Below are 17,321 nucleotides of genomic sequence, written 5' to 3'. Positions count from 1 at the left end.
GGCCCGTACCAGCCCGGGTAGTACGCCGGGTAGTAGTACGGATACGGCGGCGGCACATAGGCCGGCGCGACGTACACCGGCACCGGCGCAACGACGTCGGCCGGCGTGTCGGGCGCCGGCGAAAGGGCCGGGCCGGGCGCGGCCGGCGCAACCGGAATCTCGCGCTGTGTTACCGTGGCGGGCACCGGCGCGTAATAAGGCGCATAGCCGTACGGGCTCGTGTAGTAGCAGCCGCCGAGCGTCAGCGCGGCCAGCGCGATGACGGCGGGCCTCGCGGCGGAAATCGGGTTCATCTCGTGCTCCGGCAGAATCCGCGCGCCGCCGCCGGGCGCGCGCCTGACTCTAGCTTACGTCCCCTGCAGATTTCCGCGGGTATGATCGGTTACTTTTTGTTTCCTGCACCGGACGGTCGTGCGGGCATGCCCCATGCTGCCTGTCTGCCGCGCCCGCATTGAAGTTGGCGCAGATGCCCTCAACTTGAACGATGTCAGGCTGACCGGCGCGGACGAGCGTTCGCGGACACCCGGCGGCCGGAAACCGGCGGACTTCGGTCCGCCCCCGACAGGAGCGCGGCTCACGCCGCCATCGACATGACTACGCCACGCCCCACTCCACGGGCGGACACGCCGCTCGATCCGATCATCCAGTTGCTGGCGCTCGCCGGCGAACAGGGTTATCTGACCCACGCCGACCTCGTCGACGCGCTGCCGCCCGAAAGCGACAGCCCCGACGCGCTCGACGTCGTGCGCGCCGCGCTCGCCGACATCGGCATCGCCGTGCTCGACGAGCCGGCCGCGCCTGCGCCGTTCGCCGGCACGGTGCCTGTCGATGTCGATCGCGACACGCTCGACGAAGGCCGGGCCGTGCTCGGCGACCTCGCACGCGGCACGAGCGCGTCGACCGATCCGCTCGCGCTCTACATGCGACGCATGCAGGCGGTGCCGCTGCTCACGCGCGAAGGCGAAATCGTGCTCGCCCGCGAGATCGAGACGGGCCGCCACCAGATGCTGCACGCGCTCGCCGGCTGTCCGGCCGCGGTCGACGCGCTGCTTGCGCGTCACCGTGCAACGGGCGCCGCCGGCGCAACCGGATCGTTCGATGACGACGACGGCGACACGCCGGTGCCCGCCAGCTACGACGCGCTGCAGGCAGCCGTGTCGGCGCTGCGCGGCGCATTGCTTGCGCATGGCTGTCGTTCAGACGAATATCGCGACGCGCGCAACCGCATGGCCGCGCTGCTCGGCTCGATCGCATGGGTCGCGCCGGCCGTCGACGACGCAAGCCGCGTCGTGCGTGCGCTCGCTGCAGCCCCGCATGACACCGCCGCGGGCGAAGCCGCCTGCTTCGACACGGTCGCCCGGCGTGCCCTCGCGGCGGCGCTGACCGACGGCCAGCAGAAAGTGCGCGACGCAACGCGCGCGATGCTCGAAGCGAACCTGCGGCTCGTGCTGTCGATCGCGCGCAAGTACATGAACCGCGGCATCGACCTGCCCGATCTCGTGCAGGACGGCTGTGTCGGCCTGATGCGCGCGATCGAGAAATTCGAGTACCGGCGCGGATTCAAGTTCTCGACCTATGCGACCTGGTGGATCCGCCAGGCGGTCGCGCGCGCGGTCGCGGATCGCTCGCGCACGATCCGCGTGCCCGTGCACGTCGGCGACCAGTACCAGCGTGTACGGCGGCATGCGCTGCGCTTTCGCCAGCGCACGGGCCGCCAGGCGACGCCTGCCGAACTCGCGGCCGAAACCGGGTTCGACGAGGACAAGCTGCGCGCGGTGCTCGCGCTGCCCGCCGAGCCCCTGTCGCTCGACACGCCGCTGCCCGACGCGGACACCGGCCTCGTGGACCTGATCGAGGACCAGGCGTCGGCCAGCCCGTTCGAGCAACTGGCCGACACGCGCATGCGCGAATGCGTGACGTCGCTGCTGCGGTCGGTCACGCCGGCCGAGGCCGACGTGCTGCGCCGGCGGTTCGGCCTCGGCGGCACCGAGCCCGATACCTACGACGCGATCGCGCAGGACGCGGGCATGTCGCGCGAACGCGTGCGGCAGATCGAGAAGCGTGCGCTCGCCGCGCTGCGCACGGCCGCCGAAGCCGAGAACGCGCAGTCGTTTCTCGACGCGTAATCGCGTCGCGCGACGCACGGTCGTGCCGACATGCGGCACGACCGTGCGCGTCGCGCCTGTGCTACGTTTGCCATTGACGTACGTCAAGTTATCTTGGTCGCGCGTCGCGACAATGGTCAAAAGCCGACCGGCGCATCGCTCGCCGCGTCCATTCCGTTTGTGCTTCCCCGGGTCCCTCTCCATGCAGTCGACCGCCAGCCAAACGTACGAGGAAAACCGGCATATCGCGGCACGCCTGCGCGAGGCCGCGCAGTGGCTCGCCGACCAGGGCGCGAATCCTTACCGGGTCGCCGCCTACCGCGCGTCGGCCGATGCGGTCGATGCACTCGACCGCAACATCCGCACCTTGTTCGAAGCCGGTGGCGTCAATGCGCTGGGCGCGCTGCCCGACATCGGCAAGGGTGTCGCGCAGGCGATCGCCGAGCTGCTGGTGACGGGGCGCTGGCGCCAGCTCGACCGGCTGCGCGGCGATACCGAACGCATCTCCGCATTCGAGGCCGTGCCGGGCATCGGCCACGCGCTCGCGCTGCGCATTCAAGACGCGCTGCACATCGACACGCTCGAGGAGCTCGAACGCGCGGCCCGCAACGGCCAGCTCGAAACGATCGCGGGCGTCGGCCCGCGGCGTGCGGTCGGCATCCGCACCGCGCTCGACGACGTGCTGAGCCGCCGCCGGCGCTGGCAGGGCCACATGCAAGACGCCGGCCCCGGTACGGAGCCGCCCGTCGAGCTGCTGCTCTACATCGATCGCCAGTACCGCCACAAAGCCGCCGCCGGCGTGCTGCCGATGCTCGTGCACCGGCGCCTGAACGCCGACTGCTACGTGCCGCCGCCCGTGATGCACATGACGAAAGGCGGCTGGCATTTCACGGCGCTGTGCCAGCACGCCGCCGCGCGCACGCCGGAATCCGGCCACACGATGGACTGGGTTTCGCTCTACTTCTACGATGCGGTGCAGTGCGAACACCAGCGCACCGTTTTCACCGAAACGTTCGGCTCGCTCGTCGGCAAGCGCATCGTGCGCGGGCGCGAGATGGAGTGCCACGTGTATTACGCGGGATGAGTCATGGGTCGGATGCACCGCTGACGGCGAATGCCGCGTCGCGCACGGACGCGATCTCGCGGCACGCACGGGCGAGCGTGCGTGAACGACAATCGGAATGCCCGCCCGCCGATGCATGCGCATCGTGCGGGCCAACCGCTTACGCGCCGTCCGCCTTCGTGCGGCGCGCCGGATGACGATGCGCGGCGATGCGCAGCAGCTTCTGGAACGACGGGCATTCGAGATGGTTCTGCGCCGGACACACGGCCGCATGCCGCAGCGCATCGCGCACGGCGCCGAGACGGCGGATCGTGCAGTCGAGTTCGTCGGCCTTGCCGTCGAGCTTCGCGCGATCGATCGCGGGCCGGCCGTCCGCGCCGACCATCGCGAGGATGTCGTCGAGCGAAAAACCGGCCTCGCGGCCGAGCGCGATCAGCGCCAGGCGCTCCAGCACCGACTCGTCGTATTGCCGCCGCAGCCCGTGCCGGCCGGTCGGGACGATCAGCCCCTTTTCCTCGTAGTAGCGCAGCGTCGACGCGGGCAATCCCGTGCGCCGCGCGACTTCAGCTATGTCCAGACGGCTCATGCTTGATCTCAAGTTAACTTGAAGTCGCAAGATAGACGCCCGACTCCGTAAAGACAAGCGTGGGCCGCCATGAAACCGCTGAAACCGACTCGTATTCCGCTGCGTCGCGCAACCGTCGCCGTTCGCCGCGGACGTGCGCGATGAGCCCGCCCGACGTCCTGCTCGACCTGCTGCCGATCGGCGCGGGGCTCTATCTGGCGGCGCTCACGCTCGCGGCGCTGGCCCGTTGAGCACGCGACTTTGCGGGCGCCATGCCGGGTGGTTCCGGCTCAGCCGGCCGTCGCCGAAACCTGCGACGCGCCGTGCCTGTGCCATGTCTCCCGACATTACCGTCGTTTTCAATCCAGCCATCCGGCGCGCCCGCTTCGCGCCGCGTCAGGCCTTCATCGTCCCCGTGCGCACGTAGCGCTCGTGCCACGACAGCGCTTCGGCGAGCAGGTGCGGCGTGTGCTTGCCGAAGCTTTCGCGCGACGCGCGCTCGAAGTAGTCCTCGAGCATCGGCCGGTAATCGGGGTGAGCGCAGGTCGCGATGACCTTGCGCGCGCGCTGCTTCGGCGACAGGCCGCGCAGGTCCGCGAGACCCTGCTCGGTGACGACCACCGCGACGTCGTGCTCGGTATGGTCGACGTGGCTCGCCATCGGCACGATCCGCGAGATCGCACCGCCCTTCGCGGTACTCGCCGACATGAAGCACGACAGATAGCCGTTGCGCGCGAAGTCGCCCGAACCGCCGATGCCGTTCTGGATCTTCGTGCCCATCACGTGCGTCGAGTTCACGTTGCCGTAGATGTCGGCCTCGATCATCCCGTTCATCGCGATGCAGCCGAGGCGGCGCACGAGTTCCGGATGGTTGCTGATCTCCTGCGGGCGCAGCACGATCTTCTCGCGGAACGTCGCGATCTCGTCCGCGAAGCGCTGCACGGCGGCCGGGCTCAGCGACAGCGCGGTGGCCGACGCGAAGCTCAGCGTGCCGTCGTCGAGCAGGTCGAGCATGGCGTCCTGGATCACTTCGGTGTACGCGGTCAGGTTCGAGAAGCCGGCCGAGCTGAGTTCCGCGAGCACCGCATTCGTGATGTTGCCGACGCCCGACTGCAGCGGCAGCAGGTTTTCAGGCAGGCGGCCGCGCTTCACTTCGTGGCGCAGGAAGTCGATCAGTTGCAGCGCGATCTGCTTCGACGTCTCGTCCGGCGCGGAGAACGCATTGCTGCGATCGGGCGCGTCGGTCTCGACGATCGCGACGATCTTGTCGGCCGGGCAACGAAGGTACGGCTCGCCGATCCGGTCGTCGCTCTTCGTCAGCGGAATCGGCTTGCGATGCGGCGGCAGCGCGGTGCCGTAATAGATGTCGTGCATCCCGTCGAGGCCGAGCGGCTGGCGCGCGTTCACTTCGAGGATCACGTGCTTCGCGCGTTCGAGCCACGTCTTGTTGTTGCCGATCGATGCGGACGGAATCAGCAGCCCGTCCTCGCGGATGCCCGCGACTTCGACAATTGCGACGTCGAGATCGCCGTACAGCCCGAACCAGGCGTATTGCGCGACGTGGCTCAGGTGGACGTCCTGGTAATCGACTTCGCCGCTGTTGATCTTGTCGCGCAGCGTCGGGTCGGACTGGTACGGCAGCCGCATCGAGATGCCGTTGGTGCGGGCCAGCGCGCCGTCGAGTTCCGGCGCGGTGGATGCGCCCGTCAGCACGTTGATCCGGAAGTCCTCGCCGCGCGCGTGCGCCGCGTCGATGTGGGCGGCAAGCGCGGCCGGCACGGCCTTCGGATAGCCCGAGCCGGTGAAGCCGCTCATGGCGACGGTCATGCCGGGACGGATCAGCGCGGCGGCTTCGTCGGCGGTGCGGACGAGCGAACGCAGGGCGGGAGCGAGGATGCGTGATGAAGACATGGCTGGTTTCTGACGCTTTGGTCTGTCGTTGACGTCGCGGGGGGTGTCTCCTGAGCGACATGAAGCCCTTGGGGCCGCAAGGAGCGGCCGGCACCACAGGCACGGTCGGAGTATCGCAGAGGCGACCGCCGCGAAATGTCCGCCGGATGCAAAAGATCCTTGCCGGATTTGCCGGGTATCGAACGACCGTTCTGTGACAGGCGATCCAAAACGAACCGGATGCACGCGAAAGGTGCGCGAAAGCATCGGGACGAATGACCGGTCGCCGATCGACAACCCTCGCGAATCAATCGCCGGATTTCGATTGCAATTTGCTGCGCATCGATCGGCAATTGCCGATACGCGTGCAGCGCGGCCAATTGTCGCCCGATGCACCCTTTCCGAGCCTGACGCATGTCAAGGTCGCACGCGCCGCGCGCCGTCCGCCGGCATGCGCGAAAAGCGCCGCCGCGCCGGCCTTCGAGGCCCGTCCGACCTTGACAGCCGCGCGACGCGAAGCACACTGGAATACGGGCTCGGCCGCCGCGTTTGCGCGCCCTTTCGCACGCCCGGTTTTCGACCGGCCGCGACCCGCAAGACGCGGTAACACTCTCGTATGTCAGGACATTGATCGAATAAAAAGCAACAAATTACAATTCCGTATATATTTCGCCGATGGACCAAAGAAAAACCGCCACACGCTCCGAGCCCCCCCTGCCACGCACCTGGGATGCGCGGCTCGCGCGCTCGCTTGTCCGACCGCTTGTCGATACGCCGGTCACCCCGAATCACCTCACCACCCTTCGTCTGATGATTGGCCTCGCCGGCGCCTGGTGCCTCGCGCACGGCGGCTTCGGCTGGAGCAACGCGGGCGCGTTCCTGATCGTGCTGTCGAACTTCGTCGACCACACCGACGGCGAGCTCGCGCGCATCAGCGGCAAGTCCAGCAAGATCGGTCATTTTTACGACCTCGCGGCCGATGCGCTCGTGACGATCGCGCTGTTCGTCAGCATGGGCCTCGGCATCGTCGCCCAGGGCGGCCAGATGGCCGCGTCGCCGGTGCTGCTCGGCGCGGTGGCCGGCGCGGCCGTCGCGCTGATCTTCTTCCTGCGCATGCGGATCGAATCGATCGCCGGCAAGGCCGGCACCAAGCAGGCATTCGCCGGCGGCTTCGAAACCGAAGACGTGCTGTACCTGCTGCCGATCGTGACGCTCGTCGACGGCGTGGAGCCGTTCGTGCTCGCGGCGTCGATCGGCGCCCCGCTGTTCGCCGCGTGGGTCGTGATCGACTGGTGGCGCATCGTCCGGCGCGGCAACCTCCCGCACGAAAACGCCGGGCCGCCCCAAGTTTTCGTGCCCCCCTCGGGGGGCCTGGCGCGCAGCGACAGGTCTGGGGGCGCTCAAAGTTCAACCGAAATCCAGGCTTCCAAATGACTCCGAGCACGCGCGACGACTCCGTGCTGAGCCCGGCACGCCCCGCGCCTGCGCGCGCGGCCGCGTCCGACCCCGATCGCACCGTGGCCGACTGCGTCGGCCGCCTCGACCTCGACCGCCTGCGCGGCGACTACACGCGCCAGGGGTCGTTCCTGTACCTCGACGCGTTCCTGCCGGCCGACGCGCACGCGAAGCTCGCGGCGGCCGCGCGCGCGATGCAGGCCGGCCTGAACCGCAATTACCTGCCCGGCCACAAGCAGGGGGGCAGCGTGAGCCGCCATACGATCGACGAGCAGGCGCCGTACATCGCCGAGCTGTACCGGTCGAAGGCGCTGATCGGCTTTCTCGAGAAGCTCACGGGCGACAAGCTGATGCTGTCGCCGAACGACGATCCGCACGCGTACGCGCTGTATTACTACACGAAGCCCGGCGACCACATCGGCTGGCACTACGACACGTCGTACTACGACGGCCGCCGCTACACGCTGCTGATCGGCGTGATCGACGAATCGTCGTGCCGGCTCGACTACGAGCTGCACACGCGCAACCCGGACGTGCCCGACGAACCGGGCTCCGTGCAGATCGCCGACGGCGGCATCGTGCTGTTCGACGGCGACAAGCTGCGCCACCGCGTCACGCCGCTCGGCCAGGACGAGATGCGCGTGTCGCTGACTTTCGAATACGTGACGAACCCCGGCATGCGGCCGTGGAAGCGCTTCATCTCGAACATGAAGGACGCGATCGCGTATTTCGGTTTCCGCCAGGTGTTCAAGCAACTGGCCACGCGACGCACGACCGGGTCATGACACGCGCCGGCCTGATCCTGCTGTCCCTCGGGACGGCACTCTTCATCGCACTCCTTGCATGGCAGGGCGTCGGCGCGGTTGCGTCCACGTTCCTCGCGGCCGGCTGGGGCCTCGCGCTCGTCGCGGCGTTCCACGTCGTGCCGCTCGTGATCGACGCGATCGCGATCTCCGTGATGTTCCGCCGCGGCCAGCCGGGCGCCGAGTTCGGCAACGCGCTGCGCGCGCGCTGGGTCGGCGAATCGGTGAACAGCCTGCTGCCCGCCGGGCAGATCGGCGGCCCCGTGCTGATGGTGCGCCACCTCGCGCAGCGCGGCACGCGGATGGCCGACGCGGCCGCCGCCGTTACCGTCGGCACGACGATGCAGGCGCTCGCGCAGATGGCGTTCGCGCTGATCGGCATCGCCGCGTTCAGCCTCTATGCAACGCACGAGTCGGTCGCGCACCTGCGCACCCCCGCGCTGATCGCCACCGGCGTGCTCGGCTCGCTCGCCGCGCTGTTCTACGTGGCGCAGCGGCGCGGCCTGTTCGGCCGCGGCCTGCGCCTCGCGTCGAAGCTGCTCGGCCCGCGCGACTGGTCGTCGCTCGCGACCCGCGCCGACGCGATCGACGATGCGGTCGGTGCGCTGTACCGCGATCGTGCGAGGGTCGCGAAGACCTTCGCATTGAGCCTCGTCGGCTGGATCGTCGGCACCGCGGAAGTGTGGCTTGCGCTGCACTTCCTCGGGCACCCGGTCAGCTGGCTCGACGCGCTGCTGCTCGAAAGCGTCGGCCAGGCGATCCGCGGCGCGGCCTTCGCGATCCCGGGCTCGCTCGGCGCGCAGGAAGGCGGTTACCTGCTGCTCGCGCCGCTGGTCGGCCTGCCGCCCGACGCGGCGCTCGCGCTGTCGCTCGCGAAGCGCGCGCGCGAACTCGCGCTCGGCCTGCCCGGCCTGCTCTATCTGCATTTCAGTGAAAGAAACTGGCAGCGGCGCCGTGCGCCGCAGCCGCTCGCCGACTGATCGTTCAGATCCGCCGGCTTTTTGGTTGGAGAACCCATGCGAGCCATCATTCTTGCGGCAGGCCTCGGCTTGCGCCTGCAACAACCGCCCGAGGAGCAATTCCCGAAGTGCCTGCTGCGCTTCGACGGCGTTTCGCTGCTCGAGCGCCATCTGCGCGTGCTCGACGCCGCGGGCGTCGACGAGATCGTGCTCGGGCTCGGCTTCCAGTCCGAGAAGGTCGAACAGGAATTGAAGCGCCTCGGCCGCGAGGCCGAGATCGTGCTGAACGAGCGCTACGACCTCGGCAGCGTGCTGACCGTGCATACCGTCGCCGATGCGATGACGCGCGGCGGCGACGTGCTGCTGATGGACGCCGACGTGCTGTATGACGAGAACATCCTGCACGCGCTGGTGGCCGATCCGGGCAAGGCGATCGATCGCCTGCTGATCGATCGCGACTTCGAGGCCGGCGACGAACCCGTCAAGCTGTGCGTGAAGAACGGCGTGCCGGTCGAGCTGCGCAAGCAGCTCGCGGTCGACCTCGACTACGACACGATCGGCGAATCGGTCGGCTTCTTCCGCTTCACCGAAGGCACCGCGCGCCGCCTCGCGACGATCGTCGCGGGCTACGTCGACAGCGGCCGCGCGAACATGCCGCACGAGGAAGCCGTGCGCGACCTGCTGCTCGAAGGCGGCCATTCGTTCGACGTCGCCGACGTCACCGGCTCGCCGTGGATCGAGATCGACTTCCCGAACGACGTCGCACGCGCCACCCAAGAAATCCTCCCCCTGATTCAACGCACCACTGCCGGAGCCGCACGATGAACGCACGCGAACCCAATTTCACCGAATCGCGCAGCGCACGCCTGCGCCGCATGCTCGTCAGCAGCGACCTCGAATTCCTGATGGAAGCGCACAACGGCCTGTCCGCGCGGATCGTCCGCGAGGCCGGCTTCAAGGGGATCTGGGCGTCGGGCCTCGCGATCTCCGCGCAGTTCGGCGTGCGCGACAACAACGAGGCCAGCTGGACCCAGGTCGTCGACGTGCTCGAATTCATGGCCGACGCGAGCGACCTGCCGATCCTGCTCGACGGCGACACCGGCTACGGCAACTTCAACAACGTGCGCCGCCTCGTGAGGAAGCTGGAGCAGCGCGGCATCGCCGGCGTCTGCATCGAGGACAAGCAGTTCCCGAAGACCAACAGCTTCATCGGCGGCGAGCGCCAGCCGCTCGCGGAAATCGACGAGTTCTGCGGCAAGATCAAGGCCGGCAAGGATTCGCAGACCGATCCCGACTTCTCGATCGTCGCGCGTGTCGAAGCGCTGATCGCAGGCTGGGGGATGGACGAGGCACTGCGTCGCGCGAACGCGTACGCGGAAGCCGGCGCCGACGCGATCCTGATCCACAGCAAGCTGTCGCGCCCGGACGAGATCCTGCAGTTCGCGCGCGAATGGAGCGGCAAGGCGCCGCTCGTGATCGTGCCGACCAAGTACTACAGCACGCCGACCGACGTGTTCCGCCAGGCCGGCATCAGCACCGTGATCTGGGCGAACCACCTGATCCGCGCGTCGGCATCCGCGATGCAGGCGACCGCGCGCGAGATCCACGAGAGCGAAACGCTGATCAACGTCGAGGACCGCGTGGCATCGGTCAACGAAATCTTCCGCCTGCAGGATGCCGACGAGTACTCGGCGGCCGAGCGCATCTACCTGTCGTCGTCGTCGCGCGCGTCGAACGCGGCGATCGTGCTCGCCGCGAGCCGCGGCAAGGGCCTCGAAGCCGTGACCGAAGACAAGCCGAAGGTCATGCTGCCGGTCGCCGGCAAGCCGCTGCTGCGCTGGCTCGTCGACGGCTTCAAGACGCACGGCGTGAACGACATCACCGTGGTCGGCGGCTACCGCGCCGACGCGATCGACACGTCGGGTATCAAGCTCGTGGTCAACGAGCGCCATGCGCAGACGGGCGAACTCGCGTCGCTCGCATGTGCGGCCGAACGCCTGACCGGCGACACCGTGATCTCGTACGGCGACCTGCTGTTCCGCAGCTACATCGTGCGCGACCTCGCGGAGAGCGAGGCCGAGTTCAGCGTGGTGGTCGATTCGTCGCTGACGGAAACCAACCAGAGCGTGCGCGATTTCGCGCTGTGCTCGGCGGCGGACGATCGCGGCCTGTTCGGTCAGAAAACCTACCTGCAACGTGTATCGAGCGACGTCGCCACGGGCACGCCGCACGGCCGCTGGATCGGCCTGCTGAACGTGCGCGGCGCCGGCGTCGATCGCCTGAAGGCGATGCTCGCGACGCTGCAGGCGCGCGACGATTTCGACACGCTCGACATCCCGATGCTCCTCAACGAACTGATCGCCGCCGGCGAGAAGATCGAGGTGCAGTACGTGCACGGCCACTGGCGCGGCGTCAACGACCTCGAAGACTTCCGCCGCGCGGGCGACTTCGCGCACGGCCAGACGCCGCTGTCCGAACCGGGCGCCGGCAACGGGGGCGCGCAATGATCGAAGCGGCCCAGTTCGTCGAGGCCGCGCGCGAACGCGGCTTCGACTGGTACGCGGGCGTGCCCTGCTCGTACCTGACGCCGTTCATCAACTACGTGCTGCAGGACCCGACGCTGCACTACGTGTCGGCCGCGAACGAAGGCGACGCGGTCGCGCTGATCGCGGGCGCGACGCTCGGCGGCAAGCGCGGGATCGCGATGATGCAGAACTCGGGGCTCGGCAACGCGGTGAGCCCGCTGACGTCGCTGACCTGGACGTTCCGCCTGCCGCAACTGCTGATCGTCACGTGGCGCGGCCAGCCGGGCGTCGCCGACGAGCCGCAGCACGCGCTGATGGGCCCGATCACGCCCGCGATGCTCGACACGATGGAGATCCCGTGGGAGACGTTCCCGACCGATCCCGAACAGGTCGGCCCGGCACTCGACCGCGCGATCGCGCACATGGACGCGACCGGCCGCCCGTACGCGCTCGTGATGCAGAAAGGCAGCGTCGCGCCGTATGAACTGAAGGCGAACCCGGCGGCGAAGCCGCGCGCGCATGTCGCCGCGCAAGCGTCGTCGCGTGCCGTGTCGGCCGACGCATGGCCGACCCGTCACGACGCGCTGCAGCACGTGATCGCGCACACGCCGGTCGATTCGACCGTCGTGCTCGCGTCGACCGGTTTCTGCGGCCGCGAACTCTATGCAATCGACGATCGCCCGAACCAGCTGTACATGGTCGGCTCGATGGGCTGCGTGACGCCGCTCGCGCTCGGCCTCGCGCTCGCGCGCCCCGACCTGCGCGTGGTGGCCGTCGACGGCGACGGCGCCGCGCTGATGCGCATGGGCGTGTTCGCGACGCTCGGCACCTACGGGCCGGCCAACCTCACGCACGTGCTGCTCGACAACGGCGCGCACGAATCGACGGGCGGCCAGGCAACCGTGTCGCAGCATGTGTCGTTCGCGGGTGTCGCGGCCGCATGCGGCTATGCGTCGGCGGTCGAAGGCGACACGCTCGACGTGCTCGATGCAACGCTGGCTGCCCCGGGCGATGGCGTGCAGTTCGTGCGTGTCGCGATCCGTACCGGCGTGCCCGATGGCCTGCCCCGCCCGACCGTCACGCCGGTCGAGGTCAAGACCCGTCTGATGCGGCACATCGGCGCCGCGCAGACCGAAGCCCACGCTGAAGGAGCCCTTTGATGCTGCTGCTGAACCCCGGCCCGGTGACGCTGACCGAACGCGTGCGCCGCAGCCTGCTGCAACCCGACCTGTGCCATCGCGAAAGCGAATTCTTCGATCTGCAGGACGAAGCGCGCGCGCGCCTCGTCGCCGCATACGAACTCGATCCGGCCGAATGGGCGGCCGTGTTGATGGCGGGCTCGGGCACGGCCGCCGTCGAAAGCATGATCGCGGCGCTCGTGCCGCGGGACGGCAAGCTGCTCGTGATCGAGAACGGCGTGTACGGCGAGCGGATCGCGCAGATCGCAACGCAGTACGGGATCGCGCATGACGTGCTGAAGCACGAATGGATGCAGGCGCCCGATCTCGCGCAGATCGCCGCGCGCCTCGACGCGGGCGGCTACTCGCACGTCGCGGTGATCCATCACGAAACGACGACGGGCCGCCTGAACGATCTCGGCGCGATCGCCGACGTATGCCGTTCGCGCGGCGTGAAACTGCTCGTCGACGGCGTCAGCAGCTTCGGCGCGGAAGCGATCGACTTCGCCGGCGGCGACATCGACGCGGTTGCCGCGACCGCGAACAAGTGCCTGCACGGCGTGCCGGGCGCGGCGTTCGTGATCGTGCGCCGCAGCGCGCTCGCGATGGCCGCGAGCCGCACGTACTACCTCGACCTCGGCCGTCTCGCGAAGCTGCAGGACCAGCGCAACACGCCGTTCACGCCGTCCGTGCACGCGTACTACGCGCTCGTCGAGGCGCTGCGCGAATTCGACGAAGCCGGCGGCTGGCGTGCGCGCCATGCGCATTACAAGGCGCTCGCCGATCAGGTGCAGGCCGGGCTGGCCGCGCGCGGGATGCCGCTGGTGCTGCCGGAAGGCGCGTCGTCGGTCGTGCTGCGCGCGTACCGGCTGCCGCAGGGCGTCACGTACGAGACGCTGCACGACGGGTTGAAGGCACGCGGCTTCGTGATTTATGCGGGGCAAGGCGGGTTGTCGAAGGAGCTGTTCCGCATCTCGACGATGGGCGCGATCGCAGCGGCTGATGTCGATCGGTTGCTGGATGGGTTTACCGAGTTGACGCGATAAGCGCTGCCGCTTCGTCGACGAGAGGCCCGTGAGGGCCTTTTTTTGTTCTTTGCGGATTTTTGTGGGTCGCTTGTCGACCCGGAACGGTCCTTCAGTGAGTTGCTCCGAACGCCTCAAAACCTTGCAGAATAGCGGCCGTCCTTCCCCCGATTACGTATCGCGGAGCTAGTGCGCCCCATCGCGCGGTGCGAGCAAAAAATTGTGGAATCCCACTCCCAGTTAGCCTCCCTCGCCGCACGTCGAGACCAGATGTATGTCGTGTCGACGTTTACAGGCGTTATGCCGCCCCATCAGAACCTACGCCGCGTGGGGTTTGTTCCTTGACATCGCAGCATCGAGTTGCCTATTGTGTGATGAATGCAACCCGCTTTCCAAACGTGTCCTTTATGGATTCTGCCCGTGAGTACGATCAAAACGTGAGCGGCTACTGAAATGGCAACACTGGAAGTCGGCTGGGTGCGCCACACTAACGTGGACACAATTAATTTCGGAATCGAGCAGAGTTTACACAATCTCAGATTGACTTATGGAGCAATCCAGATTGCCTTCCAGCGCAAACTGTCATCAGGAGTGGATAATGAGCACCGATCTGGCAAAGCGTCCCCTACTTAGAATTGTTGGCGGCCTGATGGAGGCTTCGAATTCAAAGTCTACAGCCCCGTTCGTGACAATAAGCTCATGGGGAGTTCAGACACCTCTGCACCACCATATCGGCGGAGTCTATTGCTACACGAAGGCGTATGGAAGCTCTTACGGCAGGCTATCCATTTATTTAAGTCAAGACGAGAGCTTAGACATGGTCGTCGGCGGCAAAATGTGGGCAAATAACGACTCTTCAAGCAACACGCCGGTAGAAGAGTTCAGCTGGGGCTATACCGGCCCCGATGCAAGCGTCATAAAATCTGCATTTTCCGGATATGGATGGAGTTCTACTTACAAGCACGGCTATGTGAGCTGTGATCTGTACATGCTCACAAATCCATCGGGGGCAGGTCCGATTGGAGGAAGGTATTATTCAACCAACAATACTTCAACTGCGACCAAAGTGACAGAGACCTTCTGGGGGCTCTCGGATGGAAACGAGGTCGGGCTATTCAACGGATACAACTACAGCGCCGCCTACAAAGAAGGTTACGGCTACGCGACAATCGTCCTGCCGAAATGACGCGGTAGAGCAGTGGACTGCGTCGTTGGCACGCAAGCCGTACCGCTTGGCCAGGTCGAGCAACCCAGCGTGCCAGCGGTGTTGACCGTCGCCATACGCATCGCGCTCGACAACGATGGTCTTGGCGTTGTCGTAAAGGATCTCGCGAGGAACACCGCCCAAGGCTTCGAACAGTGCATGATGACATGGGGACCAACGTCTCGGCGCGTTCATCAGTGGTGAAGCGTGCTCAGCCCCAACGACTGAAGCCGAGCGTGACGGTGAAAGCGTAAAGCGGGTCGGCGCCTCGGCGGAAGACAACGAAATCGCACTGCACCTGCAGACAGGGCTCGGTCTCGAACCTCACGAGCAGGTCCGGCTTTGGCACGAACTTATGCGCGTTCATGGAAGCCTGCAGGCTTCACAACTGACCATCGTAGCCGTGCGCACGCAACTCGCGCAGCAGCCGTAGACCGAAATAAAGCTTAGACTCTAGTTTCAAGTGCAACACCCGTCATGAGGTAGGGTGTTGTGATGACGAAATACAAGCATTTGAGTGCCGAAGAGCGCGCGGCCATCATGATCGAGCGGGCCAGAAATACAAGCGTCCGAGCGATAGGCCGGCTGCTCAATCGCAGTGCGTCGACCATTGCGCGCGAACTGACGCGCAACCTCGGGGAGTCGTCGTGCCGTTATGACGCCACGGCGGCGGCCCAGGGATATCGCAGGCGACGTGAACGAAGTCGGCGGCCACGAAAGCTGGCGGCTGGAAACGCGTTGTACTGGCAGGTGCATCACGATCTGGTTTATCGGCGCTGGTCGCCACAGCAAATTGCTGCCAGACTTCGCGACATGCACCCCGAGAATCTGGAACAACGCGTCAGTCACGAAACGATCTACGCGTCGATTTATACCCACTGACCTGCTCCCCGCGTTTAGTACGGTGACGGTGTAGAGTCCGTTCCAGAGAGGAACGGCAATGAAAAGGCGATTCACCGAAGAGCAAATCATCGGCATCTTGAAGGAAGCCGAGGCTGGCCTGAAGCCGGCGGAGCTGTGCCGCAAGTACGGCATCTCGGAAGCGACCTACTACAACTGGAAAGCGAAGTTCGGCGGGATGACGGTCTCCGAAGCGCAGCGCCTGAAGGAGCTGGAGCAGGAGAACAGCAAGCTCAAGCGTCTGCTGGCCGAATCGATGCTCGACAACGCCGCGTTGAAGGACCTGCTGGCTCGAAAGTAGCAAGCCCGCAGGCCAAGCGCGAAGCGGTCCGGATATTGATGACCGAACGTGCCATGGGTGTTACCCGGGCCTGCGGGCTGGTAGGGATTTCGCGCTCGCTGTTCCACTACGAATCACGCCGCCGAGTTGATGACGAAGCGCTGACTGGCCGGATGATGGCCATCGCCGCGCAGAAGCGCCGATACGGCTATCGCCGGATTCACGTGCTGTTGCAGCGGGATGGCTGCTTCGCCAACCACAAGCGCATCTGGCGCCTGTACAGCAAGGCGGGGCTGAGCGTGCGCAAGCGGCGACGCAAGCGTATTGCGGCTGTCGAGCGCGCGCCGCTGCCGTTGCCAACAGGCCCGAATCAGAGCTGGTCGATGGACTTCGTTTCTGACGGGTTGGCCTATGGTCGGCGGTTTCGATGCCTGAACGTGGTCGACGACTACACGCGCGAGTGCTTGGCCATCGAGGTCGATACTTCGCTGCCGGGCCTACGAGTGCAGCAAGTGCTTGAGCGGCTCAAGGAGATGCGAGGCTTACCCGCATCCATCACGGTCGACAACGGGCCGGAGTTCGCTGGTAAGGTGCTGGATGCATGGGCCTACGAAGCCGGCGTCACGCTGTCGTTCATTCGGCCTGGCAAGCCGGTGGAGAATGCCTATATCGAGAGCTTCAACGGGCGGTTCCGCGACGAATGCCTGAACGAGCACTGGTTCGTCTCAATGCGCCACGCCAAGCGGCTGATTGAGGAATGGCGTATCGAGTACAACACCGAGCGGCCTCATAGTTCGCTCGGCTATCTGACGCCTGCGCAGTTCGCCCAGGCGCACGACGCGAAGCAGCAGTTTTTAACCTCGGACTCTAACTGCAGTTCGGACTAAAACCGGGGGCAGGTCAGGGCCGATAGCTGGGCTAATGGGCGCATCTCGTGTTGAGCAGGGTGGCAAGAGGTAGCGGAGCAGGTTAGGGATACCACTCGTGCCTCGCCCACACTTGTGTGCGTGTGCTGCAGGTTCCACGCGCGAAACGTGGGCTAGGCCGGGAGCAAGTCATCTGTCTGTCGTCGAAAGCGAGGGCGTATTGCACTAGCTATCGATGATAGTTCCCGTCAACAATGAGTAATAGAACACGACAGCCAACACATGCCGCGTACATCGAGGATGAGGGGCTGTTGTCGGAGTAAAGCAGCCCCTCCGAATGGGCTCCGCGCGGCGACGGCAGACGTCCGCTTCTGGCTGCGGATTCAACCCGTCGATGCAACGAATTGATGAAAGCGCTCAGCCGGTGTATCGAAGTCTAGCGTCTTTCGAGGACGCTCATTGAGCCGCTTGGCAACAGCGTTGAGCGTGGCCTGTGAATAGGC

15 protein-coding genes and 2 pseudogenes are annotated in these 17,321 nt (G+C 66.4%); 12 read left to right on the top strand and 5 right to left on the bottom strand.

All coding sequences use genetic code 11. The annotated features are described in order from the left end of the window. On the bottom strand, positions 1–293 hold a 293-nt coding region (locus tag GD429_RS39055; protein WP_152865428.1), incomplete at its 3' end, for a hypothetical protein. Positions 294–590: 297 nt separating this feature from the next. Between GD429_RS39055 and GD429_RS39050 the strand changes: the two genes are divergently transcribed. Both GD429_RS39050 and GD429_RS39045 read left to right on the top strand, forming a co-directional pair. Continuing rightward, positions 591–2,126: a sigma-70 family RNA polymerase sigma factor gene (locus GD429_RS39050; protein ID WP_152865426.1), complete on the top strand. Its 1,536-nt coding sequence runs from the start codon at positions 591–593 to the stop codon at positions 2,124–2,126. 181 nt (positions 2,127–2,307) lie between these two features. Continuing rightward, entirely contained in the window at positions 2,308–3,189 is an 882-nt protein-coding gene (locus GD429_RS39045) for a helix-hairpin-helix domain-containing protein (protein WP_152865424.1), read from the top strand. A 139-nt stretch (positions 3,190–3,328) separates the two neighbouring features. Here the strand turns inward: GD429_RS39045 and GD429_RS39040 are convergent, their stop codons facing one another. Both GD429_RS39040 and GD429_RS39035 read right to left on the bottom strand, forming a co-directional pair. After that, the gene (locus GD429_RS39040; protein ID WP_152865422.1) at positions 3,329–3,754 is read right to left on the bottom strand and encodes a helix-turn-helix domain-containing protein; all 426 of its coding nucleotides are present in this window, start codon (positions 3,752–3,754) and stop codon (positions 3,329–3,331) included. Between the two features lie 375 nt (positions 3,755–4,129). Then, a complete protein-coding gene (locus GD429_RS39035; RefSeq protein WP_152865420.1) occupies positions 4,130–5,644 on the bottom strand; it encodes an acetyl-CoA hydrolase/transferase family protein in 1,515 nt (504 codons plus the stop codon). A 654-nt stretch (positions 5,645–6,298) separates the two neighbouring features. Here GD429_RS39035 and GD429_RS39025 point away from each other — a divergent pair. The 8 genes from GD429_RS39025 to GD429_RS38990 all read left to right on the top strand — a co-directional run bounded on the left by GD429_RS39025 (position 6,299) and on the right by GD429_RS38990 (position 14,754). Continuing rightward, positions 6,299–7,057, top strand: coding sequence for a CDP-alcohol phosphatidyltransferase family protein (locus GD429_RS39025; RefSeq protein ID WP_152865418.1), 759 nt, complete (start codon positions 6,299–6,301; stop codon positions 7,055–7,057). Further along, the gene (locus GD429_RS39020; protein WP_152865416.1) at positions 7,054–7,863 is read left to right on the top strand and encodes a 2OG-Fe(II) oxygenase; all 810 of its coding nucleotides are present in this window, start codon (positions 7,054–7,056) and stop codon (positions 7,861–7,863) included. The genes GD429_RS39025 and GD429_RS39020 overlap by 4 nt, the downstream gene beginning before the upstream one ends. Then, positions 7,860–8,861 (top strand): HpnL family protein, encoded by a 1,002-nt coding sequence (locus GD429_RS39015; RefSeq protein ID WP_152865414.1) that lies wholly within the window; start codon positions 7,860–7,862, stop codon positions 8,859–8,861. Before GD429_RS39020 ends, GD429_RS39015 begins: the two co-directional genes overlap by 4 nt. Before the next feature lie 36 nt (positions 8,862–8,897). Then, positions 8,898–9,665: an NTP transferase domain-containing protein gene (locus tag GD429_RS39010; protein ID WP_152865412.1), complete on the top strand. Its 768-nt coding sequence runs from the start codon at positions 8,898–8,900 to the stop codon at positions 9,663–9,665. Continuing rightward, positions 9,662–11,347: a phosphoenolpyruvate mutase gene (aepX, locus tag GD429_RS39005; RefSeq protein ID WP_152865410.1), complete on the top strand. Its 1,686-nt coding sequence runs from the start codon at positions 9,662–9,664 to the stop codon at positions 11,345–11,347. The genes GD429_RS39010 and aepX overlap by 4 nt, the downstream gene beginning before the upstream one ends. Beyond that, entirely contained in the window at positions 11,344–12,525 is a 1,182-nt protein-coding gene (gene aepY / locus GD429_RS39000) for a phosphonopyruvate decarboxylase (RefSeq protein ID WP_152865408.1), read from the top strand. Before aepX ends, aepY begins: the two co-directional genes overlap by 4 nt. Then, the gene (locus GD429_RS38995; protein WP_152865405.1) at positions 12,525–13,589 is read left to right on the top strand and encodes a 2-aminoethylphosphonate aminotransferase; all 1,065 of its coding nucleotides are present in this window, start codon (positions 12,525–12,527) and stop codon (positions 13,587–13,589) included. Before aepY ends, GD429_RS38995 begins: the two co-directional genes overlap by 1 nt. Before the next feature lie 577 nt (positions 13,590–14,166). Further along, a complete protein-coding gene (locus tag GD429_RS38990) occupies positions 14,167–14,754 on the top strand; it encodes a hypothetical protein (RefSeq protein ID WP_152865403.1) in 588 nt (195 codons plus the stop codon). Positions 14,755–14,790: 36 nt separating this feature from the next. On the opposite strand, the pseudogene GD429_RS38985 reads toward GD429_RS38990, so the two are convergent. Further along, positions 14,791–15,199, bottom strand: a pseudogene (locus GD429_RS38985) (DDE-type integrase/transposase/recombinase); the annotation flags it as partial. 68 nt (positions 15,200–15,267) lie between these two features. Between GD429_RS38985 and GD429_RS38980 the strand changes: the two are divergent. Both GD429_RS38980 and GD429_RS38975 read left to right on the top strand, forming a co-directional pair. After that, positions 15,268–15,654 (top strand): helix-turn-helix domain-containing protein, encoded by a 387-nt coding sequence (locus GD429_RS38980; protein WP_152865401.1) that lies wholly within the window; start codon positions 15,268–15,270, stop codon positions 15,652–15,654. A gap of 58 nt (positions 15,655–15,712) precedes the next feature. Then, positions 15,713–16,839 (top strand): IS3 family transposase gene (locus GD429_RS38975; RefSeq protein ID WP_152865399.1). Its coding sequence is split into 2 segments (ribosomal slippage): positions 15,713–15,953 and positions 15,953–16,839, totalling 1,128 coding nucleotides; the frame shifts between segments, so codons are not numbered across the junction. A gap of 362 nt (positions 16,840–17,201) precedes the next feature. On the opposite strand, the pseudogene GD429_RS38970 reads toward GD429_RS38975, so the two are convergent. Beyond that, positions 17,202–17,321, bottom strand: a pseudogene (locus GD429_RS38970) (IS30 family transposase); the annotation flags it as partial.

Source organism: Burkholderia sp. BE17, from assembly GCF_009362305.1.
Lineage (GTDB): Bacteria > Pseudomonadota > Gammaproteobacteria > Burkholderiales > Burkholderiaceae > Burkholderia > Burkholderia pyrrocinia_C.
Note: the sequence above shows the minus strand (reverse complement) of the source record. Positions and strands in the feature narration are given on the sequence as shown.